Annotated in this window: 21 protein-coding genes; 12 read left to right on the forward strand and 9 right to left on the reverse strand. The window is 59.5% G+C overall.

The genetic code is table 11. The features are described 5' to 3' along the window. Positions 1–217: ATP-binding protein (locus JNB91_RS31065; RefSeq protein ID WP_223218473.1), on the forward strand; the 217-nt coding region annotated here is incomplete at its 5' end. On the opposite strand, the gene JNB91_RS29665 is transcribed toward JNB91_RS31065, so the two are convergent. From JNB91_RS29665 to JNB91_RS29685, 5 genes are all read right to left on the reverse strand, one after another. Further along, entirely contained in the window at positions 156–587 is a 432-nt protein-coding gene (locus JNB91_RS29665; RefSeq protein ID WP_220329024.1) for a patatin-like phospholipase family protein, read from the reverse strand. The genes JNB91_RS31065 and JNB91_RS29665 overlap by 62 nt on opposite strands. A 438-nt stretch (positions 588–1,025) precedes the next feature. Continuing rightward, the gene (locus JNB91_RS29670; RefSeq protein WP_220329025.1) at positions 1,026–1,670 is read right to left on the reverse strand and encodes a hypothetical protein; all 645 of its coding nucleotides are present in this window, start codon (positions 1,668–1,670) and stop codon (positions 1,026–1,028) included. A 23-nt stretch (positions 1,671–1,693) separates the two neighbouring features. Beyond that, positions 1,694–3,712 carry an alkyl/aryl-sulfatase gene (locus tag JNB91_RS29675; RefSeq protein WP_220329026.1) on the reverse strand — a complete coding sequence of 673 codons (2,019 nt, stop codon included), beginning with the start codon at positions 3,710–3,712 and terminating at the stop codon, positions 1,694–1,696. A gap of 65 nt (positions 3,713–3,777) precedes the next feature. Next, a complete protein-coding gene (locus JNB91_RS29680; RefSeq protein ID WP_220329027.1) occupies positions 3,778–4,809 on the reverse strand; it encodes a DUF1254 domain-containing protein in 1,032 nt (343 codons plus the stop codon). Further along, positions 4,806–6,254: a DUF1254 domain-containing protein gene (locus tag JNB91_RS29685; RefSeq protein WP_220329028.1), complete on the reverse strand. Its 1,449-nt coding sequence runs from the start codon at positions 6,252–6,254 to the stop codon at positions 4,806–4,808. Before JNB91_RS29685 ends, JNB91_RS29680 begins: the two co-directional genes overlap by 4 nt. Positions 6,255–6,445: 191 nt before the next feature. On the opposite strand from JNB91_RS29685, the gene JNB91_RS29690 reads away from it, so the two are divergent. Next, positions 6,446–7,645, forward strand: coding sequence for an alpha/beta hydrolase (locus JNB91_RS29690; protein ID WP_220329029.1), 1,200 nt, complete (start codon positions 6,446–6,448; stop codon positions 7,643–7,645). 47 nt (positions 7,646–7,692) lie between these two features. Here the strand turns inward: JNB91_RS29690 and JNB91_RS29695 are convergent, their stop codons facing one another. The 3 genes from JNB91_RS29695 to JNB91_RS29705 form a co-directional block, all read right to left on the reverse strand. Then, positions 7,693–8,472 (reverse strand): hypothetical protein, encoded by a 780-nt coding sequence (locus JNB91_RS29695; RefSeq protein ID WP_220329030.1) that lies wholly within the window; start codon positions 8,470–8,472, stop codon positions 7,693–7,695. An 80-nt stretch (positions 8,473–8,552) separates the two neighbouring features. After that, complete coding sequence (locus tag JNB91_RS29700; protein ID WP_220329031.1) at positions 8,553–10,217, reverse strand: tetratricopeptide repeat protein; 1,665 nt, start codon at positions 10,215–10,217, stop codon at positions 8,553–8,555. Positions 10,218–10,335: 118 nt separating this feature from the next. Then, the gene (locus JNB91_RS29705) at positions 10,336–10,605 is read right to left on the reverse strand and encodes a hypothetical protein (RefSeq protein WP_220329032.1); all 270 of its coding nucleotides are present in this window, start codon (positions 10,603–10,605) and stop codon (positions 10,336–10,338) included. 185 nt (positions 10,606–10,790) lie between these two features. On the opposite strand from JNB91_RS29705, the gene JNB91_RS29710 reads away from it, so the two are divergent. The 10 genes from JNB91_RS29710 (at position 10,791) to JNB91_RS29755 (ending at position 19,824) form a co-directional block, all read left to right on the forward strand. Then, entirely contained in the window at positions 10,791–11,597 is an 807-nt protein-coding gene (locus JNB91_RS29710) for a hypothetical protein (RefSeq protein ID WP_220329033.1), read from the forward strand. Between the two features lie 86 nt (positions 11,598–11,683). Continuing rightward, positions 11,684–13,522, forward strand: a complete 1,839-nt coding sequence (locus tag JNB91_RS29715) for a mechanosensitive ion channel family protein (RefSeq protein ID WP_223218474.1) — start codon at positions 11,684–11,686, stop codon at positions 13,520–13,522. Next, a complete protein-coding gene (locus tag JNB91_RS29720) occupies positions 13,523–14,665 on the forward strand; it encodes a hypothetical protein (RefSeq protein ID WP_220329035.1) in 1,143 nt (380 codons plus the stop codon). It abuts the gene before it with no gap. A gap of 12 nt (positions 14,666–14,677) precedes the next feature. Next, entirely contained in the window at positions 14,678–14,872 is a 195-nt protein-coding gene (locus tag JNB91_RS29725) for a hypothetical protein (RefSeq protein ID WP_220329036.1), read from the forward strand. A 110-nt stretch (positions 14,873–14,982) separates the two neighbouring features. Next, the gene (locus JNB91_RS29730) at positions 14,983–15,750 is read left to right on the forward strand and encodes a DUF2092 domain-containing protein (protein ID WP_220329037.1); all 768 of its coding nucleotides are present in this window, start codon (positions 14,983–14,985) and stop codon (positions 15,748–15,750) included. A gap of 737 nt (positions 15,751–16,487) precedes the next feature. Then, a complete protein-coding gene (locus JNB91_RS29735) occupies positions 16,488–16,745 on the forward strand; it encodes a DUF982 domain-containing protein (protein WP_223218475.1) in 258 nt (85 codons plus the stop codon). A 27-nt stretch (positions 16,746–16,772) separates the two neighbouring features. Next, positions 16,773–18,359: an MASE4 domain-containing protein gene (locus tag JNB91_RS29740; RefSeq protein WP_220329039.1), complete on the forward strand. Its 1,587-nt coding sequence runs from the start codon at positions 16,773–16,775 to the stop codon at positions 18,357–18,359. Beyond that, entirely contained in the window at positions 18,356–18,958 is a 603-nt protein-coding gene (locus JNB91_RS31355) for a response regulator transcription factor (protein ID WP_220329040.1), read from the forward strand. Before JNB91_RS29740 ends, JNB91_RS31355 begins: the two co-directional genes overlap by 4 nt. An 81-nt stretch (positions 18,959–19,039) precedes the next feature. After that, the gene (locus tag JNB91_RS29750) at positions 19,040–19,414 is read left to right on the forward strand and encodes a response regulator (RefSeq protein ID WP_220329041.1); all 375 of its coding nucleotides are present in this window, start codon (positions 19,040–19,042) and stop codon (positions 19,412–19,414) included. A gap of 56 nt (positions 19,415–19,470) precedes the next feature. Further along, positions 19,471–19,824: a hypothetical protein gene (locus tag JNB91_RS29755; RefSeq protein ID WP_220329042.1), complete on the forward strand. Its 354-nt coding sequence runs from the start codon at positions 19,471–19,473 to the stop codon at positions 19,822–19,824. Positions 19,825–20,186: 362 nt separating this feature from the next. Here the strand turns inward: JNB91_RS29755 and JNB91_RS29760 are convergent, their stop codons facing one another. Further along, complete coding sequence (locus tag JNB91_RS29760) at positions 20,187–20,813, reverse strand: response regulator (RefSeq protein ID WP_220329043.1); 627 nt, start codon at positions 20,811–20,813, stop codon at positions 20,187–20,189. Positions 20,814–20,975: the final 162 nt, after the last annotated feature.

A 20,975-nucleotide genomic window follows, 5' to 3' on the forward strand; every position in this document is an offset into this window, starting at 1 on the left:
GATGACGACAGCTCTGCTCGACCGTCTCACCCACCGTTGCCACATCCTGGAAACCGGTAACGACAGCTTCCGCTTCAAGGCCAGCTCGGCCGCAGCAGCACAGAAGAGAGGAGAAAAGCCGATCCCTCGACCAAACCCTGATCAGAAAACCATACTTAGAGGTGGCTCACTTCTCGGTGGAAAAACCGGCTCAGTTCTGCGTGGAAACCAACAATGATGTCCCCATCTCCGTACCTCGTGTAGATTTCCTCGAGTTGCCGGTCGTAGTCCTCGCCAAGGAACGCAAACGGAGCAGCCAAAGCTCCGGTGCTGACACCTGTCACCACTTCGAAGTCGGGCCGGTCTCCCCTGTTGCTCCAGCCCTTGAGATATCCCGCAGCAAAGGCGCCATTCCCGCCGCCTCCGGAGATAGCAAGGTAGTCAGCCTGCATCAAAGAGCGGGGCCTTGCACCCCGTTTTGCGGCATTTCTTACCTGCATGAACTGGTGGGCGACGACCGCTTCGAGATCCGGCGTCACCTCGTCTGCCCAGAAGCGAGCCAGCGCTGGGTTGTTTACGAATGCAAGATCCTGTTGCTGTGCGGTCATCGCGACTCTACTCGACGAACCTATGCAGCCAGTCAGTGCGATTAACGGAAAAAGTAGGGTCACTCCAAGGACGGCACGCTTGATAGTATCTCCAGTAAACATTCCTGCTCCCAACCGTGGCCGCTCTGGACACGGAGCGACAAGCCGTCGCTTCCGCAGTAGCAGACCGATGCCGATACATGTCCGGGGAGTGTAGATGGAGTATCACACTTCTTCTTGTATGAAGCTCTGCTTCTTTCGTGTGTTCCATATTGCCCAAGATTTTGGTGGAAACCTCAGCTCTTGAAAGGACTCGAACCAACGACCCGTCGCGCAGATAGCTTGCGTGCTCAATTCCCCCAACTCAATCAACAGCTTCCGTTCATGATTGGAGGCTAAAGGCCCGCCGATATTATTCGTCATCTCCTCAAGACGGCAAAGTAGTCATTACGAAAGATTTCAGGGTTGGTCGAAAGATTTTCCCGTAACCGATCTGGGACCAAAAAGGTTCATCGACTTGCGCCCCGGCCCCTGCTTCTCCCACGATGCCTGTACCAGCAGTTCCTTTATCGAAGAGGCACCATTCGCCGGGCCATCCACCAGCATCAGGCCAAGTAGGACGGCCTCACCAAAGGTGAGTTGGCCGGACTGCACTGCTGCCAAGACTGCTTCGCTTGCAACTACCACCACATCTTGTTGCTGGGCTCCGACAGTGTGTATCTCGATATCGTAGCCATCTTCATCCGGGGCTAGCCTACCCCAAAGGTTTGAGTCGAGAAGCACGATGGAGACGTTGTAAGGCAATCCGGCCTTCCCCGAGGACAGAGCTTGCCGGAACCCCTCGAGGAGCCGGACCGCATCCCAGTAATTGCGTGTACGGCCGGATTGCGCGGGACCAATGTTGGACAATCTACCTGCGACGATGGCGTCCCGCGTCGCGATGGCAACCTCTACCGAGCGCTCGTGCACGACCACAAGACCATCTCCCAGCATTCCGTCATAGGCGCATGCGCGAGCATGTTGAGGCACCGCTGGCAGAAGAATGGATACGGCCAGCGGTAACGCGTAGAGCCGGGTCGCTCCGATCTTTGTTAGTCCTAGCATGATCCCGCTCTCCTGGTTGAGTTTCAGGCCGTCACGACGTTGAACCAGAATGGGAAGGTGTCGAACATGTTCATGAACTCCGCCAAAGTCTCCCGACGACCTTCTATCTTCAGGTCTCCAGCGGTTATCGCCTGTTCGATCGACAGTTCGCCGATCTGCAGCCGGTCCAACATTGTCTTGGAAAGCGTCAGCGTCGCGCCGGCCGCGGGATTGGCATTTCGGGAATAGTTGAGAACGCCGTTCTCAACGCTGAGGCCATAGGACTGTCCCAGATCGCTGAACGTGATGTTGAGGGTGATCGTCCTGCCGGCGGACTTCTCGCCGTTGAGGCGGACTGCAAGGTAGTCGAACGCCATCTCAGGCGGCATCGCTTTGATGGTATCGGGCCCGGCAGTGTTAATCGAACCTGCTGTCGGGACGCCTCTGCGCAACTCGAGAGCGCCTTGAAGATATATGGATCGCCACGGCCCTGACTCCGCTTGATACCCCATCTGCTCATACGCGTCCGCGAGCAGTTCCTTGGCAGCGCTATTGCTGGCATCTGCAAATACGACATGTTTGAGCGCCTCGGCCACCCAGCGGTATTCGCCCTTCTCGAAGTCGGCCTTGGCCTTTGTCAGGATGGCGTCGGCCCCTCCCATGTAGTCGACGTATTTTCTGGCTTTATCCTCTGGCGGCAGTTCATCCAGAGTTGTGGGATTTCCGTCATAGAAACCCATGTAGAACTGGTAGACGGCGCGAGAATTGTGCTTCAGGGAGCCGTAGTAGCCACGGTTAAACCACGCTTTGTCGAGCTCCGGCGGAAGCTTGATCATGTTGGAGATTTCGACGCCTGTATATCCCTTGTTCATCAGGTTGACCGTCTGGTCGTGGATGTATTTGTAAAGGTCGCGCTGCTTCTTCCAGTAGTCGATGATGTTCTCATTGCCCCACATTGGCCAATGATGGCTCTGAAACTTGACGTCGGTGCCCTCTCCGTACAGCTCAATCGTTTCGTTGAGGAACTGCGCCCACTTAAGAGAATTGCGCACCTGCGCACCACGCAGCGTGAGAATGTTGTGCATGGTGTTGGTGGAGTTCTCGGCCATCCACATCGCGCGGAACTGCGGGAAGTAAGTATTCATCTCGGCCGGCGCTTCGGTTCCCGGCGTGACCTGAAACACCATCTCCACTCCATCGATGGTCACCTTCTCGCCAGTTTCCTTGATGAACTTCGACGGCAGCAGCAAGCCGCTGTTACCATGCCCGATTGTCTGGCCTAGCCCGGCATTGACGCCGCCTTGAGGATTTCGGGGAAGCAGCGGGCCGTACATGTAGATGCCTCGGCGTCCCATAGCGTTGCCAGCGATCACGAACTCGCTGATGGCATGTTCCGTAAAACCTTCGGGAGCAAGTATCTGAACCTTTCCAGAGGCAAGGTCCGCCTCGTCGACCAGCGCGCGGACGCCACCATAGTGGTCTCCGTGCGAGTGGCTGTAGACCACTGCTAAGATCGGCTTCTGGCCAAGGTGCTGGGTGACGAGTTCGTAGGCCGCCTTTGCACTTTCGAATGCGCTGCTGACGTCGAACACGATCCATCCAGTGTCGCCCTGCACAAATGTTACATTTGCGAGATCGAATCCACGCACCTGAAACACGCGGTCATGGACGCGAAAGAGTCCGTGCTGCATGCAAAGCTGAGCATTGCGCCACAGGCTCGGATTGACTGTGTCCGGCGCCGGTCTGTCGACGTCGATGAACTTTTTGTATGACTCCAGCTCCCAGGCGATCTTCCCGTCGGCGTTGCGAATTTCCATAACGTCCGGCTTGGCGATCAAGCCTCGCGTGGCGTTCTCGAAGTCCTGACGATCTGCGTAGTTCAGGTAATCGCGGAGCGCCTGGTTGGCAGCGCGAGTCGCAGCCGTCGCCGGCTTTGGCTGGATACCGGTCGAAGTCGGCTGTGCAGAAACCTCGCCGGAAGGCGCCGAAGTGCCAAGACCAAGAAGAGCGAGTGCGGAGGTGGCGCGCAGCACGCTTCGGCGATCGAGTTCGAGATGAGACATGTCAGCTTCTCCATGGTTGCGGCTGAACGCGGAAGATTGATACCTTTGCTGTTCCCGGATAGCGATTACGGAACCGACTGTGCGTCGGGAAAGCGCCAGGTCCCGTCCAGAACTTCCTGTCGCGGCTGGTAAAGACGCACCATGTAGTTCCAACCGTCCGTTATCGGCAGGCAGTTCTGGACCTTGCCGTCGCATCCGCCGAAGCGGATGGTGACGACACCGTCAGACGATTTCTTGGCGGTGATATTGTTGAGAGTGTAAGCATCGTATGGGTTCTTCTCGTAGTAGCCTTCACGATTGTAGAGGCTGACCGACCAGAAGCCGTCTACCGGGACGTCGCGGACTGTCAGGACATAGTTCGTCCTTCCATCGTTGCTAGGCGGGACGACATTCAGATAAATCGCGTCGCGCGGTGGATTGGCTCCCCATGCCGATGCAGCTCCTATCAAGTAATGAACAGGATCTACTTCCACCTTGGTGCCGAAGGACCGGCGGGTGTCCGAGACAGTCGTGGCGAGAACGAGCAGTGCTTCCCGCACTTTTCGCTGGCTATCTTTGTCCCAATTTGCGATCTCGAAGGTTCCCGGCCCACCCGGCTGCGCCACCTTGATGGCGTCCTGAAGTGCGTGAACCCGCTTGAGATCGTCCGGGTTTGTTGGATCGACTAGCGTACGGATGCCCGCCATCGCATAGCGGGTCCCAGCCTTGGCCCTGTCGAGCTTGTGCTCCCCAGCGCCGTATTCAGTCCACGTGTACTGATCCTGCGTGATAATCTGCAGCGACATGAACCGGCTGTCTGCATCGGGAAGCGTGATGGTCACCGGACCGGCATCGAGATCGAACACTCTTGCCGAATAGAGCGTATCTCGATTGCCCCGGATTACTGCCTGGTGACCGATCGGAAGGAGCTCGCGAATATGGTTCCATCCGCCGAAGCCACCATCGGCGACGGCATGCCCGAAGTAGAGATCGCTCTCCGCCCGGACGAAATTATCTACGGTGACCGGGACAGTTTCGGCAGCAAGTGTCGGAGCCGCTGGACTGGAGGTCAAGAGCGCAGCAAAAATCCGAGCATGGATGCTGTTCGTGATCTTCATTTCTCTCTCCTCGTGCCTACCTTCTCGACGTCGGGCAGTTTCCAAGCCTTCTCGAAAAATTCCTTTTTCGGTCCATAGACCCGCAGCATCAGCTCGAACCGGCGGTCGGGATCGCTGGGAATCCAGTTCGAGACGTTTCCCTCTGGAGGCTCTGGCCCGAAATAGATATGCGTAGAGCCGTCGGGATTGGCCTGCAGATCACCAGAATTGGAAGCGCGGCTGGCGCGGTCCCGGTTCTTGATCAAAGCGTGCGTGTCACGGTCATACGCCGTAACTGACCAATACAGCTCCACTGGAGCGTTGGGCGGAACCGTCAATCTGTAGGTAGAGGCTCCATCGAGCGGCTCGCCCTTTCGGTCCTTTGTTGTCATGAGGTAGAACTGGCCTGCCCCCAGGTGCTTGGCGCTGAAGTAGCCGATGGAGTACATCACGCCGCGGGCGGTGACGGGGTAACTGTTAGGGTTGGCGAAGTTCGTCGACATGCCTTCAATCACGTCAGGTGAAATCGGGAGACCCCACCGCGTGCCCTCGAAAAAGGGGACGAAGGCTGCCTCATACCGAGCGTCGATCCAGCGCTGCGCCTCGACGACGGCGTCCTTCAGCACGATCTGTCGCTCCTCGTCTGGCTGGAACGGCTTACCTTTTTCGATGCCCAGCGAGACAAGCTGGTCGATCATGACCTTGTCGCGCTCCAACCATGGTTCGCGCTGCACAACGAGGTCGAGTGTCTCGAAGAAGCTGAGGTCATATCGGATGGTCGCGTCATACATCAGGTCGATCGCGTCGACGAAGGTCGTACCCGGCATGTTGTTTTCCTGCGACAACGGGTACAGCTTGATGCGCTTTCCGTAGGCGACGGCGTTGACAACTTCCGCCTCGTCGCGGCTCTTCAGATTGGAGCGCAGCAGCGCAAAACCGGTGAAGGTTGACGGGCGCAGCGGAAAATAGCCTTCAGGTACCATCCCGTCATAGCCGGGAGGCAGGATCAGGTACTTGCCACCCTTCCCCTTGTCGGCACCTGCTGGCCCAACGTCCTCCACGGCAGTCTGCCAGGCGTCGTCTATGCTCCCCGTTATCGTTCCCTCGCCTGCGGGGGGAATCTCCAGCACCACTGGACCGACCTTCATGGTGTTGAAGAAGCTCATCAGGTAGATCGTGTCAGGATTGGGCGTGAGCGTCTGGTTCATCCAGGTAAGCGGACGCGACCAGTATACGATCTCGTTCCAGCCACCCCCTGACTGGGTAGCGGCCTGATACATCAATTCGAAGTTGACGGCCGGAAGGCCCCAAACCACTGCTTCGACCGCGCGGCGATGAACCGCTTGACGCTCCAAATGGTCGGCGGGGACCCTTCCAAAATCTGCCGGTTGCACGTCCGCAGATGCTGGAGTGGAAAAGACCACAAATGCCAGCAGTGAGGCTGCGAGAAATCCTTTGGTGAACATTCCAGCTCTCCCCTCCTGCTTGTGCGTGTCAATGTTCGGCTACAGGACAGCCAAATATTTTCGCAGGAGCGGTCTTGCGGAAGTACGTAACGGTAACGTCCTGCTCCCCTGCCAGAAACGTAACTGTTACAAGCTGGGCGTTTCTTACGACGCAGCTATGGTTCTGCATCCGACCCACGGCGCCTAATGTCATGCAGAAGAACATAGTCATCGCCCTGACGCTCGCCCTCTCCTCGTGCGGGCATACGAGCGGCGTCATGGAGCCGGTCTCCGTGGAGGGAAAAGGACTAAAAACGCGTCAGGTAGACATGCTGGTTGCGACGACGCGACAGCCTTCCGGCGACCCGACCACGTTGTTCAGCGGCGAACGTAGCGCTCGGCCGTCGTTCACCGATGTGGCCGTCTCGATCCCCGCCGCAAGGATGCCGGGGACCGTTCAGTGGCCGAAGCGCCTGCCGCCGGATCCGGAAACTGACTTTGCCGTCACCCGGGTCAGGCAGGTGAAGACCATTCGGGAAGGGCAAACCTGGTTCGGGCGACACATCAAGGACGGCCATGCGCTGGTATTTGTCCACGGCTTCAACAACAGCTACCAGGACTCCGTGTTTCGTTTGGCGCAGATCGTCCATGACAGCGGAATGAATGCGACGCCAATATTGTTCACGTGGCCCTCGCGAGCTGAAATAACTGCCTATGAATACGACAAGGAAAGCACCAACTACTCGAGAACTGCGCTCGAGCAGTCACTTCAGGTGCTGGCGCAGGATCCGGCCGTTAAAGACATCACGATCCTTGCACACTCGATGGGCACGTGGCTGGCGATGGAGGCCCTGCGGCAGATGGGAATCCGGAATGGGCACGCGAACACGAAAATTCACGATGTCATCCTCGCCTCGCCCGACATCGACATCCAAGTGTTTGCCAAGCAGTATGTCGAGATGGGATCTCCAAAGCCGAAGTTCACAATCTTTGTCTCACAGGACGACCGTGCGCTAGCCATTTCCAGCTTAATCACCGGCAACGTCTCCAGGCTGGGGGCTATTGACCCTTCTAAGGAGCCATACCGGTCAAGGCTGGAGAGGGCGGGCGTCACCGCTATCGACCTGACGAAGGTAAAGACGAACGACGGTCTACATCACGGCAAGTTCGCGGAAAGTCCGGAGATCGTCCAATTGATCGGGCGCCGCCTGATGACTGGGCAGGAACTGACAGACAGTAAAATTACCATTAGCCAAGGTGTGGCAGCTGTTGTGGGAAGCACCGTGCGCGCCGTCGGCACGGTCGCTACGGCGCCTCTTACCCTGGCCGAGAGACCATCTCGAGCAGTGGCGGTCGATGACCTTGGTCCCGAACTTGACGAGGCAGATCGTGGAAGCCCGTTCACTTACTGAGCGTCGCCTCAACGAAGGGACTGTCCAATGTTTCCTTGGTTAGCACCTTAGAAATGGAAGACGAATCCGAGGATCGGTCCATGCTGGACAATGTCGTTCTTCAGGCTGCTATCGGAGTAGTCGACGCCGAGAGCCCTGTAGCCTGCGACGGCGGAAATAGACTCCTTCCACTTGTAGCCGATACCGGCCATCACATCCCAATCGAGGTCGGCTCCACCCGCTCCGACAAGCGCTACACCGGTCAGATAAATTTCCGGCGTGATCGAGTAGACGCCCCGCAAGCCGACGAGTCCGTCCACCCAGACGGCCTCGTCTCGGGCGGATTCGCCTCCAAGCGGGCCGCCGCGGAATGAGATCGTCGTCTCGGTCCACCAGACCTTGGCACCGGCAAGAGCATCCAGATGACCGCCTTCGCTTTCCAAGATCGTGTAGCCAACCGCCAGCATACCGCTGAAAGTCTCTTGCTTGAGTGCGACCTCGTCCGCAAAGACACCTCGCGGCGTTGCGGAGTGGCTAGTTATTCGGGCGTAAGAGATGTCGGTCAGGACGGATAGGTCGCCGTAGCGGATCTCGCCTGCTCCCATGAAGCCGATATCGATGTCTTTAAGGATGTCGCCGAAGCTTTCGTCTATATGAACTTCGGGAAGACCAAGAACTGCGGTATCTCCAGTGATTCCTGCGATCCAGAGGTAGGGTGAAAACGATATGGACAGCTCGTCGGAATCCTGCTGGACAGGGACGGGCGCGGTCGGCGGGAGCATGTCGGCTGCTTCGGCTTGGAAGCCGACCGCAAGTAACAGTGCGATCGCGATCAGATGGGGTTTCATGGCGAACTCCGGGTTTGACGCCCAAAGAGTGAACACTCTCGCCGCCACGACGGTAAGTACGTTACGGTTACGAAACCCGTCTAAAGACCCGCGACCTGCTCTTCGGAGATCGCGGCACCCGCTCTGCGTACACCATCTGCTACCAGCCGTACGAGATCCCTGTTCATCCGGCGGGCACCGAGGCTCTCCAATAGATCTTTCTCGAATTCCGGCTCCCTGTGCTTGATAGCTACGTATCGCTCTTCGCCGCGCGCAGGGTCGATACGAGCGCTGGAAGCGATACGAAGCGCCCGAACGAGGATGTCGCCGCAGTTAATGCGCTCTGACATTGCAAGCGATGTGGAGTAGTCGCCGCGCCTGTAGGCGTCCAGGGCGAGCGTGAGGACCGCCGCGCGCGGTGGTGCGGGTGCGGCGGCTGCCCGGCTAGCCACCGTCGTTCCCTCTTCCCACCGGCCTGCGTAGACCATGAACAAGCCCACCTTGGCGGCGAGCTCGAGGTTATCCGGGTTGCCCGCCACCGCCTGCTGGCCGGTGTGGATAGCCGCGTCTGTCTGGCCGCCGGCGAACTGCGCGAACATCAGCGCGGTCATGGCCCTGTCCGATCCAGGAGAGACGATCAGTGCGCCCGTGGCGAGATCAAGCGCCTTTCCTACGGAGTCGGTATCCAGGGGATTAACGCGCGAAACGACGAGGAAGCGTGAAAGTGTAGAGGCGGCGTCAGGATCGGCCGGATCGGCTGCGAGCGTGGCCTGAAGGCAAGGCCGAACCGAGCCAAGCTCAGTAAACCGCCCCTCATCCATGGTCATCTCCGCACGCAGGATACAGGGGTTACCGTTCGCGGCGTCGCGTCTCGCCTCGGCCAGACCGATCGCCCCGCGGGTGGCTGCAACCTGTCGGGCGATGGCTGGAACAGCCGCTCCGACCGCCTCCCTTGGTGAAGCGAGTTCGAAACCCGTCTTCAGGACCTCCGAAGAGCGTCCGTCGGTGATCTGCCACCAAAGTCCTCGTTCATCTGAGCTATCGACTGCCTTCAGGCGGACCATGTAGGCACCTTCCCCGCCACTGCTCGTCGCCTGCCGCTCTTCGATGATCCGCACAGTGTCGAAGCGCGACAGCGCAACGAGGAGACGGTCGTGGATTGGCCGAAGGCTCTCGTCCGCTACCGTTAGCGTCACCGTCGGCTTGCGGACAATCGGCTGGGTAATGTCGCTCGCTGCCGGCTGAGCCACGACGGTGGCAATCGCCGCGGCGGCTGACGCCGCAGCTACGGCGGTCAGGACCCATCGTCTCAGTCGGCGTGCCGGCGCCGCTCCTACGGGTGAACGGCCAAAACCGGCATTTTCTTCGATCTGGCCTCTGTGATCAGAGCCCATCTCCGTTAGAGGTATGTGGGTAAACCGCGGGACGTACCTGCCTTTGGGAATGTCGATGCGTAGACCGCCCGGCTCCCCGTATGCCTCGTAGAACTGGTCGAGTCCGCTACGGAGCCGGTTGGCCTCTATACGGACGATTGGGTCGTTCTGGCTATCGAAACTCTCGGGGCGTCCGAAGACGTCCACCGCGATCGAATATGATTTGATAGCGTGGGCATTGTTTTGATACCGCGCGTCGGTGATGTATCTCAAGAAGTGTCGGTTCCGCTCCGCCACCTTAAAGCGCGAGTCCGCCAAGAGCCGTTCCAGCTCTTCGCGCGCCTGCTGTTCCGGTATGACGTCGAGTTCGACCTCCGTCCGGCTGCCTTCCATCGCACGTCCCCTCGTGAACACGACAACGACAAACCAAGCATTATGTAGGACACAGTACTCCAAATATGATTGTATGTCGAATATCTAAAATCGGAACGTTACTCGAGTGCCGATCCGTTCATTTTCGGTCTAGCGGAACCGGTCCACAGATGTCCGCGACGTCCTGCTCGATGTCGACGCAGAGCCGACGGTACTCGTCCAGCAGCTTCGGGTCAGGATGCTCGAGGGTCTGCATCCGCTCAAGCGCGGACGACGCCTCATCGTATGCTGCGAAGAGATTTTCGATAGTCGGCTGCTGCCGATGGACGCGCTTCATGGCGTCCCTGAGCCGAGGAAGCCTCAGCATCAGTTTCAGCAGGCCCCGCTCCTGTGAGACGCGATCGACCACCTAACCCCTCCTTTAAGAAGCAAGCTAAGGGAACAATGCCGGGGCTTGGGAGTGGTTGAAAGGATGTAACGGTAACGAGGTGGCATCTCCCGCTCCCAACACCTTGTTACGTGGAGAGTTACCGTAACGAAACTGCCGGGCGTAGCTCGATTATGGCTTCATCTTATCTTTACGGAGGATGATCGATGAATGCCATGACCACATTTGCTGCCACCGCTCTTCTGCTGCTCGCTACGACGGCGACGGCGACGGCGCAGGAGCATCAAGACGTAAACGACGCAAACAACCCGTTGACGCCGAAGATCACGATCAACTTCCACGACTACTTCATTCCCAGCTTCATCGATACGCCCGGCGATCCAGAGTCGAACCAGTTTCTGCTCCGGGGACTGGTTCCGTCGAACATGTTCGGTTTGCCGCAGCTTCTGCGTTTCACGCTTCCTGTTGCAACCGCACCCGACGTCCCGGATGGATACGTTACTGGACTTGGCGACCTCACGTTGATGGACCTCTTCATCCTGCCCAAGCGCGGCGATGTTACTTTCGGCGCCGGACCAATTCTCGTGGTGCCGACGGCGACCGACGAGTCGCTCGGAAGCGGAAAGTGGCAGATTGGAGCCGCAGGCGTCTTCGTCGCGCCGCAGCACTGGGGCCTAGTCGGAGGCTTTGCCACCTACCAGACCTCTTTCGCCGGACAATCCGATCGAGAGGACGTTAGTCTCCTGACGGCGCAGCCGATCGTCAACATCAACCTGAAGGACGGCTGGTATCTGCGATCTTCGGCGACCTGGAACTTCAACCTCGAAAGCGGCAGGAGCTACATTCCCGTCGGTTTGGGTCTCGGCAAAGTCATCCCGCTCGATGGCGGCGTCACCGTAAACGCCTTCGTTGAACCACAGTACACGGTGTGGAACGACGGGGCCGGAGCTCCGAAGTGGCAGATTTTCGCAGGCATGAACTTCCAGTTCCCCGTCGAGAAGGCCGGGAAATGAATCGACTCGCGTCGATATTCTTTGTCCTCTTGCTCGCGTCGGCAGCGCAAGCCCAGACGGGGCCCCCTTCGGATATCAAAATCGACATGCTGATCGAGCTCCTACAGGATCCCGACCTTCAGGCGGCGCTGAAGGATCGCGGCACGCGCACTCCTTGGAGCGACCAGGGTGGCGGTCCGGGGCTTGTCGCATGGGAAGTCGGCTTGCGCAGCCGCATCGCCGCCGTTATCGAGGCCATCCCCCGCATCCCGTCTGAAGTAGCCGCGGCGTCATCGAGGCTCCGCGCGGACGCGCCGCACGGCTCCGCGCCCATTATCGCTGTCTTCACGAGCCTTGTCGCCATCGGCCTCGCAGCCGAGGCAGTCTATCGCTGGTTTCGGCCTGGTGACGGCGCCTTGGGAAGGCTCATGTCGCTCGGCATATTCGCAAGCGTCGTCTTCCTTGTTTTCTTTACTGTCGGCTGGCCGCCCCTCGCCCGCACCGTCTTGCTGGCCTACCTCTGCGCCTTCGCGGTCTGCCGGTTCGCTGTGGTTCTGACCGACTTCTTGCCGGACCGGAGAAGCGCACGGCGGGTGATGGCTGTGGTGGGAGTCATTGTCTTCTCTATCGCCACCGTCTTTGCCGCTCGGTCCATCGGCGCGGACGCTTCGGTCATCGCCGCAGTAAGCTATCTCTTCTCGATGTTGACTGCAGTACTCTGCGTGAAGGCGGTTCTGTCCGAAGTCGGGGGGCGGCCCTTAGTCAAAGCCGCTCGCGTCGTAGCCGTAGCGATCATCTGGATATTCTGGTGTCTAGAGCTCACGACATTCTTCTGGCTTGGCGTCTACGCATTTCTCATGCCGCCACTTCTTCGCCTCGCCGGACGACTGGTCTTGGAATTGGGAATCCCGCCGTCTGGCGTGCACGCAATCCTCCTCGTCCGCGCCGCACGCGCCGCCGTGGTCGTTGCTGCGACGGCATGGCTCGGGCTTGTCTGGCGGATGAACCCGGAAGGTCTCGGGCATGGCAACCCTATCGTGACCGCGTTATTTTACGGAGCGCTGAAAAGCGTCGTGGTGCTTCTCGCGGCGGACCTGGTCTGGCAGATTGCAAAGAACTGGATCGACCGCACACTGGGACAAGCCGACACAGTTGCAGGTGCAGATGCCGATATGGTTGCCCGTTACGGTCGGTTGCGGACGCTGCTCCCGATTCTGCGCAACGCCGTCGCGGTAGGCGTGATTGTCATGACCGCGCTCGTTGTCCTTGCCGAACTTGGCGTCGAGGTCGGACCTCTGGTCGCGGGCGCCGGCGTGTTCGGCGTCGCTCTCGGCTTCGGCTCCCAGACGCTCGTGAAGGACGTCATTAGCGGGGTATTCTACATGCTCGACGACGCCTTCCGTGTCGGAGAGTACATTCAGGCGAAGAGCTATAAGGGAACAGTCGAGGGGTTCAGCCTGCGGTCGGTGCGGCTGCGCCACCATCGTGGTCCTGTCTTCACGGTTCCGTTCGGCGAACTGGGGGCGGTCGAGAACATGAGCCGGGACTGGGGCGTCGTGAAGTTTCGCGTCGCCGTAGCATTCGACACCGATCTCGATAAGGCGCGCAAGCTGACCAAGAAAATCGGTCAGACGCTGCTTGAGGATCCCGAGTTCGGCCCGCTGTTCATCGACCCGTTGAAAATGAAGGGTCTCGAGGAATTCGGCGAGTACGGTCTCGTCCTAAGCTTCGGGATGACGCTCAGGCCCTCGCCGATGCAGTCCTTCATCCGGCGGCGGGCAAACCTTCTCCTTCGTGACGTCTTCACGCAGAACGGCATCGAGTTCGCTACGCCGAGCGTCCAGGTAGGAGGTGGGGACGCGAGTGGTCAGAACGCCGCTGCCGCCGCTGTCGCCATCAAGGCTCGCGACAGGACGGCGAAGGCGGAATCGGAAGCGGAAGTGTAGATGCCCGACCAGCTCGACGACGACAGTCGCATACGCATCACGCACGGCGGCCCGTTCCACGAACTGATGAGCGCGCTCCGGCTCCGGAAGCGGGGACGACGGGCGTTCGCCTTCGTCTGCCTCGCCTGGGCGATACCTCTGCTTCTCGCTTGCACTGCCGGCGATTTCCAAGGCGCGGGACAGTTCCTCCACGACTGGGGAGCATATGCGAAGTTTCTCATTGCCCCTGCTCTTCTGACCCTGAGCGAAAGGCCCATCACCTTCGCCGTTGACGAATGCGTATCGATCTTTTTCCGCGTTCCGCTCTATGCTTCGCAGTCAAAGGAAGACGCGCTGCGCGCGATCGCGACGGCGCGCGAGCGGACGTCGGCCTGGGTCCCGGAACTTACGTGCTTGGCCCTCGCGGCCATGGCGTCGATATTAAGCGCCGCAGGCATGGCCGAAACGGCTTCTCCAGCCTGGGCCTTGTCGGGCAGCTCACTTTCTACCGCCGGAATCTGGGCCGTGGCCGTCAGCAACACCCTCTATTGGTTCCTGCTCGCACGTCTGATCTGGAAGCATATGGTGTGGGCAGGTTGTCTATCGGAGTTGGCGGCGTGTCACCTCCGGCTCGTGGTAACGCATCCGGACGGGCACGCGGGTTTAGGGTTCCTTGGTCTGTATCCGGCTGGCTACGTACTCTTCACCTTTGCCGTCAGTTCCGTCGCGGCGGCTGGCGTTGGCCACGTGATACAGAACCAGGCGGTCACGCCGGGCCTTTTCACGATCGTCTGCGCGATTTGGCTCGTCATCGTCGCCGGCTACTTCGCGCTGCCCCTGGTCTCCATCGCTTCGCGTCTCGCGGACTTGAAGCGACGTACGCTGCTGCTCTCGATGGCGAAGGCGACCGACTTCGAGAGATGGAACGAGAGGGCGATCTTCGGCGACAACATCCTCGACGACGAAGCGGAGCCGGAAGCCTCCGAGTATCATGACGTAAGGCCGGTCTGGTCGGCTGCGTTGAAGACGTCGGTCCTGCTACTCAACCGCTCGAACGCACTGCCCGTCCTCGTGCCGGCACTTCTCCCCATGCTCGCAGTCGGCGCCTTCTTTCTCCCATATGCCCAGCTCTGGCCGATGGTGAAGCGCCTGCTCCTGCTCTGAAAGGAATAAGTCATGTGGTTTCCAATTCTTGCCCGCCTGCCGTTCGCGATCGCCGGCGTCATCTCCGGTTGGTTCGTAGCGGAGGGTACAGTTCGTTACGACATCGTCCAGCTCGGGGTGTCGCTCGTAATGCTCGCGGCTTTCCTTGCCGCCGGGCTGTATGCGCCGACAATCCTCCGCTGGCTTGGCCTAGGGCGGGACGAATAGCGGTACGTTACCGTCACCACCTCTGCGGTAACCGTAACGTACCTACCCCGGTTGGGACCGCAGTTCTAGCCTGCCTCCATTCGCAAACGCCGATGATAAGGAGCGGGCGCATGCATAAGTGGAGAAGATCACGGGCGGCGTCGCTTTCGATGGCGCTCGTCCTGTCCGCCGGGGCGGTGCTGGCGCAGGAGCCGCCTGCAATGGATCAGCGCATTGAGCCGGGTTCCGTCGAGGCGCTGAAGAAGATGGGCGAACACCTGCAGTCGCTGCAGGTCTTCAGCCTTAAAGCGACGACGAGCACGGAGGTCGTCCTAAACACGGACCAGAAGCTGGAGATAGGCGGCGTCGCAACCTATGAGGTCAAACGGCCGGATCGTCTGAGGATCGATCTTGCCACCGATAGCGTCCATGGCGAGCTCGTCTACGACGGCAAAACGCTTGTCTATGCCTCGCCGGACCAGAACGTCTATGCGCAAGTTCCCGCACCCGCTACCATCAAGGAGACCTTGGAAGAGGCCGCACAGAAGTACGACCTGTCCTTTCCGTTGGCCGATCTCTTTTCTTGGGGGACACCGGACGCGCCAATCGGCATAGTCCGCGAAGGCTTCTTCGTCGGACACGCCTACGTGAACGGCAAGGAGACCACCCACTGGGCTTTCCGTGGACCCGATCAGGATGCGGAAATCTGGATCGCCAAGGAAGGCAGCCCGCTGCCCTTGAAGATATCGCTTGTTGAGCGGGAAGACCTGACGAGACCAAGGATCACGTCCGTCCTTGAATGGGCCGAGAACGCCACCATCGCTGACGACGTTTTCGCCTACAAGCCCGGCGAGGGCGCGGAAAAGATCAAGTTCCTGAACGAGGAGGCCAAGAAATGACGACACGTCTCCTGTTCAACGTACTTCTTGCAAGCGTCTTCCTGGTCCCGCAGCTTGCGGAGGCTCGCGGCAACTTCGGCGGTCGAATGCCCCGCATGAACTTCGGAGGCGGCGGGCTGCATGCAGGCGGCGTCCATCCCGGCGGGCACTTCAACGGACCGAGGCACTTCCAGCCGCGCTTCCATCCTGCAGTCGCGCCGCATCCCCCACATGGGCCTAGACCCGTTCCGCATCCCGCTCCTCACCCCGGACCTCATCCTGCCGGAGGAGGAGGACATCATCCTCATCCACCGACGCCGGGCCCCCATCCGCCTGGCCCGCATCCAGGGCCTCACCCACCCGGTCCTCATCCAGGGCCGTATCCGGTTCCCCACCCGCCGCCACCTCCTCCGGGTCCCTACTGGCCCGGCTACTGGGGACCGGCGGCGGTTTGGGGAGCGACCACCACTGCCGTCGCAGTCGGCACAATCATCGCGACCCTACCGCCAGAGTGCATCACGGTCGTCGTCAAGGGCGTGTCTTATCGGGACTGCGGCGGTAACTGGTTTGAGCCCCGCTACAATGGCCACACCGTCGTCTACGTCGCGGTCAGCGACCCGAGGTGAACACGTGGCTGTGGATCCGGCCGGACGATGAGCCTCTGACCATTCAATCGCCTTCAGGATAATGGGTGCACGTTGATTTCCTTCAGCGGAAGTGTTCTATCTTGATACTGTTGGCGAGAGGTGTGCGCACGTATGTCTAAGCGTTATCATGAGCGATGGAAGAGGCCGGTGACCGTGCAGCTTCCGTCCCATGGGATGCAGATCGTCGGTTCCACGCACGACGCCGCGGAGTGTCTGATGGAGCTTTGGCTCCCCAAAGACACCTCCCGCGCATACGATGAGGCCCTGCGCGTCTGCCTTGCGGTGTACGACGGCGAGGAGCCGCCGGAAGCCGCCAGGTCGGCTTTTGTCGCTGCGGCAGCGGCAGCTGCCATCCCTTACGATCAGTAAGAGCAGGACCGGCAGGGGGATCGCGCCATGGACGCCACAGGCCAGGAAGAGCGGCGGTTCCTGACGGATAGCCTTCTTATATCTAAAGCAGGACCGTCCGCATCGCAGCGTAAGTTCGCACTTTTGGTGTTGGTCCTACTGCTGACGGTATGCGTAGCGCCTTTACCATTCAGGCACGTCCAGCTTGCGCAGTCGCCCCAGTTCGTCCTGGTTCTGGACGCGGTGCTGTTCATCGTCGACCTCTTGACTGCCTCGCTGCTCTACGCGCATTTCACGGTGTCGGGCTCGCGGCCGCTTCTCATACTGGCGACGGGCTATCTCTTCACTTCATTTGTCATCGTTGCGCACGGCTTGACTTTTCCAGGTGGTTTCACGCCGGAGGGACTTCTGGGGGCGTCGGTCCAGAGCAGCAATTACCTGCAGATCTTTTGGCGCGCCGGTTTACCGATCGCGTCCATCGTCTATGTGCTTTCTCGGCGACAGCAGCCAGCAAGAGCGCTTACTCCACCTTATTCGCGCGCAATCATTACAAGCATCCTGCTTGTGCTCGCCGCCGTCGTGGCGTTGACTGTTCTCGTCACTGTCGGTGATCAACTGCTACCGAACATCATGGTGGACGCCGGACGGCGCATGTGGCCAGTCGATGCCCCGATTATTATTCCGCTGGAGATCGTTGCGATCGCGCTCGTCTGGAGAGACGGCCGCTCCGCCCTCGACCTGTGGCTCCTCCTTGTCCTCGTAGCATGGCTGATCGCAACCATCCTTGTCAGCCTGACCACCTACCGGTTTAGCCTTGTCTGGTACGGCAGCCGGGCCGTGGGACTGCTTGCGGCTTCTCTGGTGCTCATAGGACTCCTGGTGGAGACCACATCTCTCTACGGCCGGCTCGCTCTTCTGGCGATGCGGGGCGAGCACGAGCGACAGTCGCGGCTTCAACACGTCGACGCCATCCTGTCCGTCGCGGCGCATGAATTGAACCAGCCACTCTCGGCAATCGCTTTAAATGTTGCCACTGCGAAAACCGAAACGACCCGGCAATCACCCGATGTCGCGCTTCTTCGCGAGATTTTTGACGACGTTGCCGAGGACGCTGCCCGTGCCGCAGGGACGCTCGCCGGGCTGAGGCAGACCTTCGGCCGAACGGCACAGGAACGAGTCATCTTCGACCTTGCTCAGGTTGCTTCGGAGACATTCCGGCTTCTTCAAGCAAAGTTCAAAGAATGGCAAATCGTTGCTGAACTTACCGTCCCGGGCGGACCACACCTTGTTTCCGGCAGCCCGGCACAGGTTCAGCAGGTTCTGGTGAACCTGATCTCGAACGCTGCCGAATCCATGGCCGCGACAGGAGGGAGGAGGCTCTGGCTTGCTGTTGTGCGGGTGATGGACGATGTGATCGTGCAAGTGCGCGACGAAGGGTCGGGTGTGGATCCCACCATGGGGGAAAGCGTCTTCGATCCCTTCGTCAGTTCCAAAGGACGGCAGGGAGGGCTAGGACTGCCGATATGCAGGACGATCGTCGAAGCGCACTGTGGGCGGATCTGGTTTGAAGCCGCTCCTGACGCCGGAACCATCTTCTTCTTCTCGTTGCCTTCAACATCGGCACCTGCGACATGAGCGGCCCTTCCTTCGTCTATCTGGTCGACGACGACATCTCTTTCCTGCGAGCTCTCGAGCGCTTCCTGAGGTCGAAGGGCTACGACTGCCTGGCCTTCGCCTCGGCTGAAGAGTTTTTGGCGGCACACGACCCCAATCAGCCGGGATGCGCGGTAATCGACCTGACGATGCCAGGCATTGACGGGATGCAGTTGCAAAACCTCCTGAAACGGGTCGGACGTCCGCTATTGTTCGTGTCCGGGAATGGTGATCTGCCGATCGGGGTGCTAGCAATGAAGCAAGGAGCGGTAGACTTCCTGACGAAGCCGATCAACGAGAACGCCCTGCTTTCGGCAGTGGATGAAGCGCTGCAACGCGATCTGGCGGCGAGAACGGACCGACAGAAGCACAACCACGCGGTCTTGAAGATTACATCGCTGACCTTGCGCGAGCGCCAGGTGTTTGACCTGGTCGTTGCGGGCCGGTTGAACAAGCAGATCGCCCACGACCTCGAAATCTCAGAAAAGACCGTAAAGCTCCATCGTGGCCGGATGATGACGAAGCTCGGCGTCCGCTCCGTGACCGACCTTGTGAGGCTTCAGGAAATGCTGACGCCGTAGTTGGAAGTCAAACTGGACCAAGGGCCATCTGGCTCGGAGGGCTGCGGGCCGCTACCGTCGGCGCACAAGACGGAGAGCCCGATGCTAATCGCTATCGTTGACGACGACGCCTCATTCCGCCGGGCCTTCGCACGTGCGCTCGCCGCCTGCGGCGTGCGCACATACTCCTTCGGCTCTGGAGAGGAATTTCTTCTCTCCCTTGAGGGCGATCTCCCGGACGCCGTGGTTCTCGACCTGAACATGCCGGGAATGGATGGTGTGGCCGTCTTGCGGACTATGAAGGGTGTGGGAGCAGGCGTCCCAGTCGTGGCTATGACAGCTGTTGCGGGGTCGCACCTAGAGCGCAAGGCCATCCTGCATGGAGCGGTGGCGTGCCTGCACAAGCCGTTCTCGGCAAACGATGCCTTGTCGGCGCTCCGGCAGACCTGTGTCGCAGATGGACCAAGGTCCAGCTAGGTTGGTGCCGATATGAAGTTCATTGTGCGCCAATGTATCGACCGGCGGAGACAACCATGGAACAGACCAATGTCGCCATCGGCGTTCCGGCTGAGGACGCTATAAAGGAACTGGACCGGGTACTTGCGGATCCAAGCTTCAACGCCACTGAAACGCAGCGCAGCCTGTTGAGGTATCTATGCGAATGGACCCTCGCAGGATGGGATGAGACCCGCGTGACGCACGGTGCCGCGAAAGAGGTATTTGGCCGGTCTGGTTCGAACGCGGTCGAGGATGATCCCATCGTCAGAATCGAGACCGCGCGCCTGCGCGTGCGTCTTGCGCAATTCTACACGTTGACTCGGTGGGAGGGCGTGACGATAGAGCTACCAAAGACGCAGCCGCTGCCACTGTTCAAAAGAAGTGAATGAGCCTGATCCTGTGGTTTCTTGAACGAGCATTTCCGTCGAGTTGCCGCCCAGCGAAGCGTTCTGGGGCGACAGCAGATGCGCACGCCAAGCTCTTGAAAGGAAATGAACCGTCGACCCGCCAATCCAGTGGTCGTGTTTTTGCTATAACTCATTGAAAACAAGCGTTTGAAGGAGCTGCCTGCTGCAGGAGGGCGCCCCTAAGACGCAAAAACCACGGCGACGCCCTCGTCACGCTCACTCCCCACGAAGATCACGCTTCGGGGAAGCAAAGTACCTCAGGCAGCGCCGGGAAGAACGGATCTCCCGGATCAGACACCAAGTCGAGGCCTTGCTTCTCGCGCATCCGAATGAGCGTCCAGCACTTACCGCATGACTGACTGAGCCATAATGGAGACGAGATCTTCTGGCGGACATGGCTTCATGTGATGCGGGACGTCCGCAAACTCTCCCGGTATCGTGTCTTTTTCATACCCTGTCAGAAAGACAAAGGGCGTGTTCGCCGCTTTCAAAGCCTCGGCGATTGCGAAACATGTTCCCTCTGCAAGATGAACATCAAGGATGGCGGTGTCCACCTTGTCGTACTTGAGATAGAGGAGAGCTTCCTTGGCGCGCGGGAAAAGACCGACAACGTCGGCACCATTTTGACGCATGGCGCTTGCCGCATCGCTTGCCTGCAGGTAGTCGTCCTCCGCGATCAAGACCCTTTTGCCTTTCAGCATCTGGCTGTAAGAAATACCGATCCTGATTTTGCCGGCCTTGCTTTTTTGCTGACCGAGGATTTCCTGGCGGGCAACGCCATGAACTATTGAGAAAAGCGCCAGCTTTAATGAACGCGAATCCAAAAGTTTATCGTGATACGCCGCGATTTGAAGCGAGCGATCAACGATACGCCTCCGCTCGCGATCGAGCGGCGTATAACGCGATGCCCACCGGTAAAAGAGTTTGCGCAAGTCTGTCGGAATTGCTGCTTGCGACATTTGTGGCGGCATGATGCACCCTCCCCTTATGTCTTTGCAGGCAAGAGTGCGTATTCCAATGAAACCGGACAGGAATTCCGATCTTTAACCGGACGCTTATTCCAGCGTTATACCGGACGCGGCTCCGAGGCTAAGCCGGACGGCCGCAATGTCTCTGGGTCGTGGTTTATCAAT

The organism is Aliirhizobium wenxiniae (assembly GCF_019511445.1).
GTDB lineage: Bacteria > Pseudomonadota > Alphaproteobacteria > Rhizobiales > Rhizobiaceae > Neorhizobium > Neorhizobium wenxiniae_A.

Bases quoted from the DNA above. Each gene is read 5' to 3' on its own strand.
- JNB91_RS29760 (WP_220329043.1), bottom strand. From the start codon at position 20,813: ATGCCGCCACAAATGTCGCAAGCAGCAATTCCGACAGACTTGCGCAAA.
- JNB91_RS29700 (WP_220329031.1), bottom strand. From the start codon at position 10,217: ATGGAAGGCAGCCGGACGGAGGTCGAACTCGACGTCATACCGGAACAG.
- JNB91_RS29740 (WP_220329039.1), top strand. From the start codon at position 16,773: ATGGACGCCACAGGCCAGGAAGAGCGGCGGTTCCTGACGGATAGCCTT.
- JNB91_RS29735 (WP_223218475.1), top strand. From the start codon at position 16,488: ATGTCTAAGCGTTATCATGAGCGATGGAAGAGGCCGGTGACCGTGCAG.
- JNB91_RS29685 (WP_220329028.1), bottom strand. From the start codon at position 6,254: ATGTTCACCAAAGGATTTCTCGCAGCCTCACTGCTGGCATTTGTGGTC.
- JNB91_RS29710 (WP_220329033.1), top strand. From the start codon at position 10,791: ATGAATGCCATGACCACATTTGCTGCCACCGCTCTTCTGCTGCTCGCT.
- JNB91_RS29690 (WP_220329029.1), top strand. From the start codon at position 6,446: ATGCAGAAGAACATAGTCATCGCCCTGACGCTCGCCCTCTCCTCGTGC.
- JNB91_RS31355 (WP_220329040.1), top strand. From the start codon at position 18,356: ATGAGCGGCCCTTCCTTCGTCTATCTGGTCGACGACGACATCTCTTTC.
- JNB91_RS29730 (WP_220329037.1), top strand. From the start codon at position 14,983: ATGCATAAGTGGAGAAGATCACGGGCGGCGTCGCTTTCGATGGCGCTC.
- JNB91_RS29665 (WP_220329024.1), bottom strand. From the start codon at position 587: ATGACCGCACAGCAACAGGATCTTGCATTCGTAAACAACCCAGCGCTG.
- JNB91_RS29720 (WP_220329035.1), top strand. From the start codon at position 13,523: ATGCCCGACCAGCTCGACGACGACAGTCGCATACGCATCACGCACGGC.
- JNB91_RS29670 (WP_220329025.1), bottom strand. From the start codon at position 1,670: ATGCTAGGACTAACAAAGATCGGAGCGACCCGGCTCTACGCGTTACCG.
- JNB91_RS29715 (WP_223218474.1), top strand. From the start codon at position 11,684: ATGCTGATCGAGCTCCTACAGGATCCCGACCTTCAGGCGGCGCTGAAG.
- JNB91_RS29675 (WP_220329026.1), bottom strand. From the start codon at position 3,712: ATGTCTCATCTCGAACTCGATCGCCGAAGCGTGCTGCGCGCCACCTCC.
- JNB91_RS29750 (WP_220329041.1), top strand. From the start codon at position 19,040: ATGCTAATCGCTATCGTTGACGACGACGCCTCATTCCGCCGGGCCTTC.
- JNB91_RS29755 (WP_220329042.1), top strand. From the start codon at position 19,471: ATGGAACAGACCAATGTCGCCATCGGCGTTCCGGCTGAGGACGCTATA.
- JNB91_RS29725 (WP_220329036.1), top strand. From the start codon at position 14,678: ATGTGGTTTCCAATTCTTGCCCGCCTGCCGTTCGCGATCGCCGGCGTC.
- JNB91_RS29695 (WP_220329030.1), bottom strand. From the start codon at position 8,472: ATGAAACCCCATCTGATCGCGATCGCACTGTTACTTGCGGTCGGCTTC.
- JNB91_RS29680 (WP_220329027.1), bottom strand. From the start codon at position 4,809: ATGAAGATCACGAACAGCATCCATGCTCGGATTTTTGCTGCGCTCTTG.